The following is an 11,867-nucleotide window of genomic DNA, read 5'->3' on the forward strand; positions in this document are numbered from 1 at the left end:
GGCTCGCAGTGGTGAGCGTCGACGCGATGCGTCGGTGCGATGCGTCGGGGGGTCCGCGTAGGCTGATCGAATGAGCATGGGCGGGGGTCGCGGCGGATCGCCGGCCGCCCGTGCCTCCGGCGTGACGGCCCACGAGGGCCCGCGCCGCGGACCGGTCGACATCCAGGCGCAGAAGGCGGCGAACGCCGAGGCGCCCAAGATCCCGCATCTGGGCCGGCGCATCGCCGAGCTCTTCGCGCCGCACAAGCCGCCGCTCGCGCTCACCGTCATCCTCGTGCTCGTGACGGCCGCGCTCGCTGTCATCCCGCCGCTGCTGACCCAGCGTGCCTTCGATGACGGGCTCTTCCCTCCCGGCAGGGGCCCGAACCTCCCCGTGCTGGTCACGATCGTGACCGCCATGATCATCGTCTTCGTCGTGAGCTCGCTGCTGGGCGTCTGGCAGGCCTACCTCACGGCCACGGTCGGCAACCGGGTGATGGGCGCGCTGCGGGTGCGGATGTTCTCGCACCTGCAATCGATGGAGCTCGGCTTCTTCACGCGCACCAAGACGGGCATCATCCAGTCCCGGTTGCAGAACGACGTCGGCGGAGTCGCGGGCGTTCTCACGAACACCGTGTCGTCGGTGCTCGGCAACACGGTCACCGTCATCTCGGCCTTCGTGGCGATGGTGCTGCTCGATTGGCGGCTGACGATCGTCGCGGTCGTGCTGATGCCCTTCATGGTCATCGCGCAGCGCAGGGTCGGCCAGGTACGCGCGCGCATCGCCGGCGCGACCCAGGAGTCGCTCTCGGAGATGACCGCGATCACGCAGGAGACCCTGTCGGTCTCGGGCATTCTGCTCTCCAAGGCGTTCGCCCGGCAGCAGACCGAGATCGCGCGGTACTCCGACGAGAACCGCAACCAGATCGGCCTGCAGGTGCGCCAGGCGATGAGCGGGCAGTGGTTCTTCGCGCTCGTCAGCATCTTCCTCTCGAGCGTCCCGGCGATCGTCTACCTGCTCGCCGGCTGGCTCGCGGCCAACGGCACCGAGGCGATCACCGCAGGAACCATCGTCGCGTTCACGACGGTGCAGTCGCGGCTGCTGTTCCCGCTCATCGGCCTCATGCGGGTCGCCCTCGACCTGCAGACCTCTGGTGCGCTCTTCGCCCGCATCTTCGAGTACCTCGACCTGAAGCCCGCGATCACCGACGCGCCCGATGCCCGGCCCGTGCCCGAGAACGGCCGACTCGGGCGGGTCGAGTTCGAGCACGTCACGTTCAACTACCCCGATGCCGCCGGGGCGGCGCATCCGACGCTCGACGACGTGTCGTTCAGCATCGAGCCGGGCCAGTTCGCCGCCTTCGTCGGGCCCAGCGGCGCCGGCAAGACCACAGTGGGCTACCTCGTCCCGCGCCTCTACGACGTCACCGGGGGAGCCGTGCGCTTCGCCGGGGTCGACGTGCGCGACCTCGAGCAGCACTCGCTCGTGGACCACATCGGCATCGTGAGCCAGGAAACCTACCTGTTCCACGCCACGATCGCCGAGAACCTGCGCTACGCGCGGCCCGATGCCAGCGACGCCGAACTCGAGGCGGCGGCCCGGGCCGCCAACATCCACGGCACCATCGCGAGCTTTCCCGACGGTTACGACACCGTCGTCGGGGAGCGCGGCTACCGGCTCTCCGGCGGCGAGAAGCAGCGCATCGCCATCGCCCGGGTACTGCTGAAAGACCCCGAGGTGCTCGTGCTCGACGAGGCAACGAGCGCCCTCGACACCATCTCGGAGCGCGTCGTGCAGTCTGCGATCGACGACGCCGCCCGTGGCCGCACGACCATCGCGATCGCCCACCGGCTCTCGACCATCATCGACGCCGACGTCATCTTCGTGGTCGACGGCGGTCGCATCGTCGAACGGGGCACGCATCCCGAGCTGCTGCGGGCGGGCGGCCCCTACGCGTCGCTCTACTCGCAGCAGGCCGCGGCCCCCGAGGCCGCGCTGTAGCGTCGCGCCCGCACGCCGCCCGCCCGGCCCCCGCCCGCCGCCCCCAACCCCAAGGCGCTGTTGCGCCACTTCCCCGGCCGTTGCGCCAGATGTTCTGGCGCAACGGCCGTGCAAGTGGCGCAACGGCGCCCCCGCCCGCACGCGCGCCGGCCGGCGCGCACTCTGTAGAGTAGGGCGGGTGAGCCTGCTCTTCTGTTGCTGTCGCTGATCCCGCGACCCCATCAGCATGCCCCGCGACGGCGCGGAGCGAAGAGACGTAAGGAAACCTGACCCGTGCACTACGCAGACACGATTCTCGACCTCATCGGCAACACCCCCCTCGTCAAGCTCCACCGGGTCACCGAGGGCATCGCCGCCACGGTGCTGGTCAAGCTCGAGTACTTCAATCCCGGCGGCTCGTCCAAGGACCGCATCGCGGAGCGCATCATCGAGGCGGCCGAGCGCGAGGGCAAGCTGAAGCCCGGCGGAACCATCGTGGAACCCACGAGCGGCAACACGGGGGTCGGGCTGGCCCTGGTCGCCCAGCAGCGCGGCTACCGGTGCATCTTCGTCTGCCCCGACAAGGTCGGTGAGGACAAGCGCAACGTGCTCACGGCGTACGGCGCCGAGGTCGTGGTGACCCCCACCTCCGTCGCCCCCGACAGCCCCGAGTCCTACTACAGCGTCTCGGATCGGCTCGCACGCGAGATTCCCGGAGCGTTCAAGCCCGACCAGTACTCCAACCCCAACGGCCCGCGCAGCCACTACGAGACGACCGGTCCCGAGATCTGGCGCGACACCGACGGACGCATCACGCACTTCGTCGCGGGTGTCGGCACCGGCGGCACGATCACGGGCACCGGCCGCTTCCTGCGCGAGGTCTCCCATGACACCGTGCGCATCATCGGCGCGGACCCGGAGGGCTCGGTCTACTCGGGCGGAACAGGCCGCCCCTACCTCGTGGAGGGCGTCGGTGAGGACTTCTGGCCCTCCGCCTACGATCCCGAGATCCCCCACGAGATCATCGCGGTGACGGATGCGGAGTCCTTCGCCATGACGCGCCGGCTCGCCCTCGAGGAGGGCATCCTCGTCGGCGGCTCGAGCGGCATGGCCGTCGCGGCGGCGCTGAAGGCTGCGCGCGACCTTCCGGAGGACGCCCTCGTCGTCGTGCTGCTGCCGGACGGCGGCCGCGGATACCTCGGCAAGATCTTCAACGACAAGTGGCTGCGCTCCTACGGCTTCAGCAACGCCCCCTCCGGTCACACCGTCGCCGACCTGCTGAAGGCGAAGGCCGATCGCACGCCGCACCTCGTCTACGCCCACCCCGACGACACCGTGCGCGAGGCCATCGACCGCATGACCGAGACCGGGGTCTCGCAGCTGCTCGTGCTGAGCGCCGAGCCCCCCGTCGTGCTCGGCGAGGTGTCGGGCGCGATCCACGATGAGGAGCTGATGGAGCTCGTCTTCTCGGGCAAGGTCAAGCTCACCGACAAGGTCGGAACGGTCGTGGGGGCTCCACTGCCGCTCATCGGCGTGAACGAGCCCGTCGCGGCCGCCCGGTCCGCCTTCGGTGAGCACCCTGCCCTGCTCGTGACCGACGGCGGCAAGGTGCTCGGCGTCGCCACTCGCAGCGACCTGCTCACCTACCTCGGCGCCTGAGAGCGCCCCCCACCCCGGCGGCGCGGGGCACCCGCATCCGCCGTCGCAGAGCCACGAACTCGACTGAGGAAGAACAATGACCGCCTCCGACCGCTTCGCCACCCGCGCCATCCACGCCGGCCAGGACTTCGATCCCACCACCGGCGCCGTGATCCCCCCGATCTACCAGACCTCGACCTTCGCCCAAGACGGCATCGGCGGGCTGCGCGGCGGGTACGAGTACGCACGCGGCGGCAACCCCACCCGCACGAGCCTCGAGACCCAGCTCGCCGCGCTCGAGGGTGCGGCCCACGGGTTCTCGTTCGCCTCCGGCCTCGCTGCCGAGGACTCGCTGCTGCGTGCCGCACTCGCCCCCGGCGACCACGTCGTGCTCGGAAACGACGTCTACGGGGGAACCTACCGGCTCATCAATCGCATCCACGGCGCGTGGGGCATCCGCAACACCCCCGTCGACCTCGCCGATCTCGATGCGGTGCGCCGTGCCGTCGCGACCGAGCGCACCCGCATCCTCTGGATCGAGACGCCGTCCAACCCGCTCATGAAGATCAGCGACATCGCCGCACTCGCCGAGATCGGGCACGAGGCCGGCGCCCTCGTCGTGGTCGACAACACCTTCGCGTCGCCGGCGTTGCAGCAGCCCCTCACCCTGGGCGCCGACGTGGTCGTGCACTCCACGACGAAGTACCTCGGCGGGCATTCCGACGTGATCGGAGGCGCGGTCGTGCTCGACGACGACGAGCTCGCCGAGAAGGTCGCCTTCATCCAGTTCGCCGCGGGCCCGGTGTCGGCACCCATGGATGCCTTCCTCACCACGCGCGGCATCAAGACCCTCGCAGTGCGCATGGAGCGGCACTCGGCAAACGCGCTCGCCATTGCCGAGAGCGTGCAGGGCAACCCGGCCCTCGAGGGCGTGCTCTACCCCGGCCTGCCCTCGCACCCGGGACACGAGCTCGCAGCGCGCCAGATGTCGGCCTTCGGCGGAATGATCTCCCTCGCCGTGAAGGGCGGGGCGGATGCGGCCCGCCGGTTCGCCGAGTCGCTGCGGGTCTTCACGCTCGCCGAGTCGCTGGGCGGCGTCGAGTCGCTCGTCAACTATCCGTCGGCGATGACCCACGCCTCGGTGCGGGGAACAGAACTCGAGGTTCCCGAGAACATCGTGCGCCTCTCGGTGGGCATCGAAGACGTCGCCGATCTCGTCGCCGACGTGGACGAGGCGCTCGGAGCGCTGTAGCGTCGTTGCTGGGCACGTCTGGTGAACGAGAGGTCGCACCTTGTCCCGACGAATGACTCCAGGAGGCGGCAGCGCACGCCTGCGCATCCTCGGCGGCGCATGCGCCCTGCTCGGCATCGCCGTACTCATCCTGGGCGCGCTGATGGCGTTCGACGGTACGCCGTTCATGGTGACGCTCATCTCCGGCCTGCTCCTCTGGGTGCTGGGATGCGTGATCTGGTTCGGCTCCGAGTTCCCGATGAGGGAGCAGCGCGACCCGGACGACGATGAGCCCCGTGCATCGCGTGTCAGGGGCCGGGGGTAGAACGGAACCATGAGCGACATCAACGACTGGATGCAGCGCTACATCGCCGCGTGGGATTCGAACGACCCCGACCACATCCGCGCACTGTTCACCGACGACGCCGAGTACTACACGCTTCCCGGCCGCCCGCCCAAGAAGGGCGTCGACGCCATCGTCGAGTGGTGGCTCGAGGCCCGCGACGAGCCCGGCGACTACACGTTCCGCTGGGAACCGGTGGCTCTCACCCCCTCGACGGCGGTGATCCAGGGGTTCACCGATTACCGCGACCGGCCCGGGTACCACAATCTCTGGGTCATCCGGCTCGAGCCCGACGGTCGCGCGAACAGCTTCACCGAGTGGTGGGTCGAGGTGCCGAACGCCGAGCACGAGGACTGAACTGGCAGTTTTTCGTCGGAGTGTGTCACCGCCGCCAACGCGCCGGCGTTCCCTACTGCGCCATAGTTGAGCCGTGACGAGCGCGACAGCCAGCGAAGCGACCTCCGGCCGATCCCTCGCGGGCACGCAGGCCGGCACGCTCGGCCTCGTCCGCGGCACGGCCCTGTACATCGCCGCCGTGCTCGGCACGGGCATCCTCGTGCTGCCCGGCCTGGCGGCATCCATCGCCGGACCGGCCTCCATCATCTCGGTCGCCGCCGTCTTCCTGCTCTCCATTCCGCTCGCGGGAACGTTCGCGGCCCTCGCGTCGCGCTACCCCGATCCCGGCGGGGTCGCGAGCTACGTCAGGCGTGCGCTGGGCGACACGGCGGCCCGCATGACCGGCTACTGGTTCTACTTCGGCGTCTGCGTCGGCGCACCGGTCGTCGGCGTTCTCGGAGCCGAATACGTCGTGGCCGTGCTGGGCGTCGACCACGGCGCGGTCGCCTGGGTGGGCCTCGCGATCCTGGTTCCGCCGTTCCTCACCAACTTCTTCGGGGTGCGCGTCTCCGGTGCGGCCCAGCTCGTGCTCACCGGGCTGCTGCTGCTCGTGGTGATCGCCGTCGTCGCGCTCGCGGTGCCGCAATCGGATGCGGCGAACTTCTCACCGTTCCTTCCCCACGGATGGGGCGGCGTGGGCGCCGGCATCAGCCTGTTCCTCTGGGCGTTCGCCGGCTGGGAGGTGGGCACCCACATCGCCGGGGAGTTCCGCAACCCGCGCCGCGTCATCCCGCTTGCCACCGCGATCGCCGTCGTGGTCGTCGGGGCCGCCTACCTCGTGCTCCAGGTGGTCACGGTGGCGGTGCTCGGTGAGCGCGGTTCGGCCAGCCCTGTGCCGCTGCTCGATCTCGTGCAGCACGCATCACCGCTCTACGGGCGCATCGGAATCGCGGTCATCGCGGCCGTCGTCGTCCTTGGCGTCGTCAACGCCTATCTCGGCGCCTTTGCCAAGCTCGGGGCATCGCTCGGCCGCGACGGCGACCTTCCCCGCACGTTGGCCAAGGGGGTGGCCGATGGCGAGATCGCCCGTCGTGCCCTCGGGCTGACGGCTGTGCTGTTCGCCGTGTACTACGTCGCCATGGTTCTCGCCGGCTTCGACCTGCAGGCCTTCATCCTGGTGCACACCAGCTGCATGGCCGCCATCTACGCCTTCGGCATGATCGCAGCGGTGCGGCTTCTGGGCACGTGGAGTGTCGGCTGGTGGATGGCGGTGATCTCGACCGTGCTCACCCTCGGCCTGCTCGTGCTCGCCGGGGTGCACCTGCTCATCCCGCTCGTCCTCGCCGTGGCGGCGCTCGTCGTCGCTCTCATCAAGCACCGGAAGGCCAGAACCGCATGACCGAGTACCGCGCTCACTTCGACGCCGAGATCGCCTTCGTCAACGGCGGGGGCCTCACGGCCCGGGGGTTCCGCCTCGACGTTCCCTCCAGCGAGGTGAGCGAGGCCCAGGTCGGCGAGCTGCTCGTGCGGCACCTGGGGCTCGCGCTCGTCGAGAGCGTCGCGCTCAGCGGATTCAGCGTGGTCGCAGAACAGCACCGGGGCAGCCGGTTCACCGGGGAGGCCTCCGCGATCGCCGACCCCGTTGGCGCGGCCACCCGTCTCGTCGACCTCAGCCACAGCATCCGGGCGGGATTGGTGACCTACCCGGGCCTTCCCGCCCCTGTCATAACGCCGCACCTCACGCGCGAGGCGAGCCGGTCGACGTATGCCCCCGGCACGGAGTTCGCGATGGACCTCATCACGATGATCGGCAACACGGGAACCTACCTCGACAGCCCCTTCCACCGTTACGAGGGCGGAACCGACCTGGCCGGGCTCGAACTGTCGACCCTCGTCGCCCTGCCTGCCGAGGTCTTCCACCTCACGGATGCGCGCGAGCGCGGCATCCGGGCCGAGGTCTTCCTCGATCGGGACCTGCGTGATCGCGCCGTGCTGCTGCACACCGGCTGGGACCGCCACTTCGGCACGCCCGAGTACGCGAAGGGAGCGCCGTACCTGACCGAGGCAGGTGCGCGTCACCTCGTCGAGAGCGGCGTTCGCCTCGTGGGCATCGACTCGCTCAACATCGATGACACCGAGAGCGGCGGCGAGCGGCCGGCCCACTCCCTGCTGCTCACGGCGGGCATCCACGTGGTCGAGCACCTCACGGGCCTGGATGCCGTTCCCGCCCGCGGCGCCCGGTTCACGGCGGTGCCTCCGAAGGTCGAGGCATTCGGCACGTTCCCGGTGCGCGCCTACGCCGAGGTGCCGGTCGGCTGAGACTCGAGGGCGTCTTCCGCGGCTGAGGCGTTGCTGTCAAGGGTGCGGGGCGACCTTTACGCGGTTCGGCGGGGCACCATAAACTCGCTGAGCGTGGGGCACCCGAGCAGCGAAAGAGGCCGATGAGGGCACGGACGGCGGTTGGCGCGACTGCGCTGGCCGCCGCGATCCTGCTGCTGGGTGCGACGCCCGCCTTCGCGGAAGACCCGGTGGAGTTCGGATCCTCTCCCGTCGTCGACACCGTGGGAGCACTCGGCTCCGACACGGCGCGGGTCGAAGATGCGCTGGACGCGCTCGCGGACGACACGGGGCGCCAGCTCTTCGTGGCGTACGTCGACGACTTCACGAACCCGTCCGACGCGCAGCAGTGGGCGGATGCGACGGCCACGCGGAACAACATGGGCGACGAGGACTACCTACTCGCGGTCGCCATCGACGGCCGCGCCTACTACTTCTCGATCGACCAGGGGTCCTCGCTGACGCAGGACCAGGCGACTCAGATCGCGCAGAACCGCATCGAACCGGAGTTGCGCGACGAGAACTGGGCGGGCGCCGCTCTCGCCGCCGCCGACGGACTGCGTGCGGGCACCGGCGGCGGTGGCGGCAGCGACAGCGGTAGCGGTGGCGGCAGCGGCAGCGGTGGCGGCGGCTGGCTGTGGATCGTGGTGCTCGTGCTCTTCGCCGCGGGCGTCGTCTGGTTCTTCGTCTGGCGAGGGCGCAGGCAGCGGGCCGCCGCAGCATCCGCAGGACCGCCCGCCGTGGCAGCCGTTCCCACGGCGGAGCTGAAGCGGCGTGCCGGCAGCGCGCTCGTGCAGACCGACGACGCCATCAAGACGAGCGAAGACGAGCTCAGCTTCGCCGTCGCGTCGTACGGAACGGATGCCACGGCTCCGTTCCAGGGCGCCCTCGACGAGGCGAAGGCCCGGCTGCGCGACGCCTTCCGGCTGCAGCAGAAGCTCGATGACACCGAGGCCGACACCGAGGAGCAGCAGCGCACCTGGTACGCGCAGATCATCGATCTCACCGCGAACGCCAATCACGTGCTCGACGAGCAGGCCGCCGCCTTCGACGAGCTGCGTGCCCTGGAGAAGAACGCTCCGCAGCAGCTCGACGAGGTGAGCCGTCAGGCCGATGCCGCCGAGCAGCGCATCGAACCGGCTCGCTCGCGACTGGCGCAGCTGCAGTCCGTCTACGCGGCGGCGGCCCTGGCCACCGTCGCCGACAATCCCGACCAGGCCGACTCCCGAATCGCGTTCTCCCGCTCGGCCCTCGAGCAGGCGCGCACGCGGCTGGCTGCCGCAGACACCGGGGGCGCCGCGGTCGGCATCCGTGCAGCCGAGGAGGCCGTCGACCAGGCGGCCACGCTCATCGACGCCGTCGACCGGCTGGCCGGCGACCTGGCGTCGGCGGATGCCGCCATCACCGCCGGCCTCACCGACCTCGCGGGCGACCTGCGCTCAGCGGCCGCCGTCGCCCCCACCTCTGCGGCACCCGACCTCTCGGCGGCCGTCGCGGCGACGCAGGCCACCGTCGCCGCCGTGCAGCAGTCGGCCGGGCTGAACGGGCGCAACCCGCTCGACCTCGTCAAACAGCTCGAGCAGGCGAACAGCCGCATCGACGGCGCGCTCGCGAGCGTGCAGCAGGCCCGGGCCGCGGAGCAGCGCGCGCAGACGATGCTCGAGCAGGCACTGCTCACCGCGCGCAGCCAGGTCTCGGCGGCGAACGACTTCATCGTCGCCCGGCGTGGTGCCGTCGGAGCAGAGGCCCGCACCCGCCTCGCCGAGGCAACCCGGCTGCTCGCCCAGGCCGAGGCGACGGGAGCGGCGGATGCGGCGGCGGCCCTGCCCGTGGCCCAGCGCGCGGGGGCGCTCGCGGCGGAAGCGCTGCAACTGGCCCAGAACGATGTCGGGGGCTTCGGCGGTTACGGGGGCGGCGGCTACAACGGGGGCGGCGGCTACGGCGGTGGCGGCTACGGCGGCTCGCGCGGCGGCGGCGACCTCGGGGCGGTGCTCGGCGGCATCCTCATCGGCGGCATCCTCGGAGGCGGCGGTGGCGGCGGCTTCGGTGGCGGCGGCTTCGGTGGAGGCGGCGGCCGGCGCGGCTCCGGCGGGGGATTCAGCCCGGGGAGCTTCGGCGGGGGCGGCTCTCGTGGCCGCCTCGGCAGCGGCGGCCGCTTCTGAGGCGGCAGCAGTCAGATTCAGCAGGAAACGACGAAAGGGAACATCATGGCAAAGCAGTCCATCTTCGGGCGCATCTCACAGCTCGTGCGCGCGAACGTCAACGCACTCATCGACTCCGCTGAAGACCCCCAGCTGATGCTCGATCAGCTGGTGCGCGACTTCACCAACAGCATCGCCGACGCCGAGAGCGCGATCGCCGAGACGATCGGAAACCTGCGCCTCCTCGAAGACGACCACAAGGAAGACGCGGATGCGGCGGCCGAGTGGGGCAACAAGGCGCTCGCGGCCAGCCGCAAGGCCGACGAGTTCCGCACCGCGGGCAATGCGGCGGACGCCGACAAGTTCGACAACCTCGCGAAGGTCGCCCTGGGTCGCCAGATCAGCGCCGAGAACGAGGCGAAGGCTGCGGAGCCGCAGATCGCCGCGCAGTCCGAGGTCGTGGAGCGGCTGAAGAACGGCCTCAACCAGATGAAGGAGAAGCTCGAGCAGCTGAAGTCCAAGCGCAGCGAGCTCGTCGCGCGGGCGAAGAGCGCCGAGGCCCAGACCAAGGTGCAGCAGGCGGTCGGCTCCATCGACATCCTCGACCCCACCAGCGAGGTCTCCCGGTTCGAAGACAAGATCCGGCGGGAAGAGGCCAAGGTCCGGGGAGCCCAGGAGCTGGCTGCGTCGAGTCTGGACGCCCAGTTCAACGAGCTCGAGGATGCGGGGGAGCAGTCGGAGGTCGAGGCGCGCCTCGCGGCCCTCAAGGCCGGCGCCTGAGGGTACGGCCGCCGGGTCGGCGCTGGCGCTTGAGCCGTCGGGCCGTGCGAGCGCGCCGAAGCGTCGGGAACTCACCACCGTCCGCATCCGTGTCAAGGCACTGGTGCCGAGCGGCCGATGGGGCGAGGATCGAGCAATGACATCGACTCCCACGCACACCCTCAACGACGGTGGCACGATCCCCGCGATCGGGCTCGGTACCTATGGGCTCCATGGCGACTCGGGTGCGGATTCGATCGCCGCGGGCATCGACGGCGGCTACCGCCTGCTCGACACGGCCCTCAACTACGGCAACGAGCAGACCGTCACCGAAGGCATCCGGCGGTCGGGGATCGCCCGTGAGGAGATCTTCGTCACGACCAAGCTGCCCGGACGCTTCCACGGCTATGAGAACACCCTCAAGGGATTCGAGGAGTCGCGGGAGAATCTCGGGCTCGACGACGTCGACCTCTACCTCATCCACTGGCCGCTGCCGCGGGTGAACCAGTACGTCGAGTCGTGGAAGGCGATGATCGAGCTGCGGGAGCGCGGCCTGGTCCGCTCCATCGGCGTCAGCAACTTCACGGTCGAGCACCTCACCCGTGTGATCGACGAGACGGGAGTGACGCCGGCGGTCAACCAGGTCGAGTTGCATCCGTACTTCCCCCAATCCCAGTTGCGTGAATTCCACGAGCGGAATGGGATCATCACCGAGAGTTGGAGTCCCCTCGGCAAGGGGAGCGGCCTGCTCGAGGACCCGGTCGTCGTCGACATCGCCGGCGGTTACGAGGTGTCGCCGGCGCAGGTAGTGCTCCGGTGGCACACGCAGCTTCCGAGCGTTCCGATTCCGAAATCCGGAGATTCGGTGCGTCAGCGCGAGAACCTCGACATCTTCTCCTTCACGCTCGACGATTCCGAGATGGAGGCCATGTCGGCACTGGAGCGCGGACGCCTCTGGGGCGGCGATCCCGAGACGAACGAGGAGTTCTAGACCGGGGTGACCCGCTGCGGGGTGCGCCCGGCGGCGATCCGGATGCTGTCACCCGCGCCCTGACGCGAAGCGAGCCGTGGAGAGTATCCTCGCTGGTGCCTGCATTCCTCTGGCGGAATGCTTCCGCCGAG

10 protein-coding genes are annotated in these 11,867 nt (G+C 70.2%); all 10 read left to right on the plus strand.

All coding sequences use genetic code 11. From position 1 onward, the window contains the following. Window positions 1-76: 76 nt before the first annotated feature. The 10 genes from WDJ51_RS12610 (at window position 77) to WDJ51_RS12655 (ending at window position 11,736) form a co-directional block, all read left to right on the plus strand. Window positions 77-1,981, plus strand: a complete 1,905-nt coding sequence (locus WDJ51_RS12610; protein WP_337852894.1) for an ABC transporter ATP-binding protein — start codon at window positions 77-79, stop codon at window positions 1,979-1,981. Between the two features lie 273 nt (window positions 1,982-2,254). Continuing rightward, complete coding sequence (locus WDJ51_RS12615) at window positions 2,255-3,619, plus strand: cystathionine beta-synthase (RefSeq protein WP_337852801.1); 1,365 nt, start codon at window positions 2,255-2,257, stop codon at window positions 3,617-3,619. A gap of 76 nt (window positions 3,620-3,695) precedes the next feature. Continuing rightward, window positions 3,696-4,850, plus strand: a complete 1,155-nt coding sequence (locus WDJ51_RS12620) for a cystathionine gamma-synthase (RefSeq protein WP_337852802.1) — start codon at window positions 3,696-3,698, stop codon at window positions 4,848-4,850. Window positions 4,851-4,902: 52 nt separating this feature from the next. Continuing rightward, window positions 4,903-5,154 (plus strand): hypothetical protein, encoded by a 252-nt coding sequence (locus WDJ51_RS12625; RefSeq protein WP_337852803.1) that lies wholly within the window; start codon window positions 4,903-4,905, stop codon window positions 5,152-5,154. A gap of 9 nt (window positions 5,155-5,163) precedes the next feature. Beyond that, window positions 5,164-5,529: a nuclear transport factor 2 family protein gene (locus tag WDJ51_RS12630; RefSeq protein ID WP_337852804.1), complete on the plus strand. Its 366-nt coding sequence runs from the start codon at window positions 5,164-5,166 to the stop codon at window positions 5,527-5,529. A 73-nt stretch (window positions 5,530-5,602) separates the two neighbouring features. Next, entirely contained in the window at window positions 5,603-6,907 is a 1,305-nt protein-coding gene (locus WDJ51_RS12635) for an APC family permease (RefSeq protein ID WP_337852805.1), read from the plus strand. Continuing rightward, the gene (locus WDJ51_RS12640) at window positions 6,904-7,827 is read left to right on the plus strand and encodes a cyclase family protein (protein ID WP_337852806.1); all 924 of its coding nucleotides are present in this window, start codon (window positions 6,904-6,906) and stop codon (window positions 7,825-7,827) included. Before WDJ51_RS12635 ends, WDJ51_RS12640 begins: the two co-directional genes overlap by 4 nt. Before the next feature lie 122 nt (window positions 7,828-7,949). Then, window positions 7,950-10,007, plus strand: coding sequence for a TPM domain-containing protein (locus WDJ51_RS12645; protein WP_337852807.1), 2,058 nt, complete (start codon window positions 7,950-7,952; stop codon window positions 10,005-10,007). A 45-nt stretch (window positions 10,008-10,052) separates the two neighbouring features. Next, window positions 10,053-10,766, plus strand: a complete 714-nt coding sequence (locus tag WDJ51_RS12650) for a PspA/IM30 family protein (RefSeq protein ID WP_337852808.1) — start codon at window positions 10,053-10,055, stop codon at window positions 10,764-10,766. Window positions 10,767-10,902: 136 nt separating this feature from the next. After that, window positions 10,903-11,736 (plus strand): aldo/keto reductase, encoded by an 834-nt coding sequence (locus tag WDJ51_RS12655; protein WP_337852809.1) that lies wholly within the window; start codon window positions 10,903-10,905, stop codon window positions 11,734-11,736. The last annotated feature ends 131 nt before the right edge of the window (window positions 11,737-11,867 follow it).

Source organism: Rathayibacter sp. YIM 133350, from assembly GCF_037404875.1.
GTDB lineage: Bacteria > Actinomycetota > Actinomycetes > Actinomycetales > Microbacteriaceae > Orlajensenia.

What these genes read in the sequence shown, in the direction of transcription:
- WDJ51_RS12650 (WP_337852808.1), top strand. Translation starts at nt 10,053, where the DNA reads ATGGCAAAGCAGTCCATCTTCGGGCGCATCTCACAGCTCGTGCGCGCG.
- WDJ51_RS12625 (WP_337852803.1), top strand. Translation starts at nt 4,903, where the DNA reads ATGACTCCAGGAGGCGGCAGCGCACGCCTGCGCATCCTCGGCGGCGCA.
- WDJ51_RS12630 (WP_337852804.1), top strand. Translation starts at nt 5,164, where the DNA reads ATGAGCGACATCAACGACTGGATGCAGCGCTACATCGCCGCGTGGGAT.
- WDJ51_RS12645 (WP_337852807.1), top strand. Translation starts at nt 7,950, where the DNA reads ATGAGGGCACGGACGGCGGTTGGCGCGACTGCGCTGGCCGCCGCGATC.
- WDJ51_RS12610 (WP_337852894.1), top strand. Translation starts at nt 77, where the DNA reads ATGGGCGGGGGTCGCGGCGGATCGCCGGCCGCCCGTGCCTCCGGCGTG.
- WDJ51_RS12655 (WP_337852809.1), top strand. Translation starts at nt 10,903, where the DNA reads ATGACATCGACTCCCACGCACACCCTCAACGACGGTGGCACGATCCCC.
- WDJ51_RS12620 (WP_337852802.1), top strand. Translation starts at nt 3,696, where the DNA reads ATGACCGCCTCCGACCGCTTCGCCACCCGCGCCATCCACGCCGGCCAG.
- WDJ51_RS12640 (WP_337852806.1), top strand. Translation starts at nt 6,904, where the DNA reads ATGACCGAGTACCGCGCTCACTTCGACGCCGAGATCGCCTTCGTCAAC.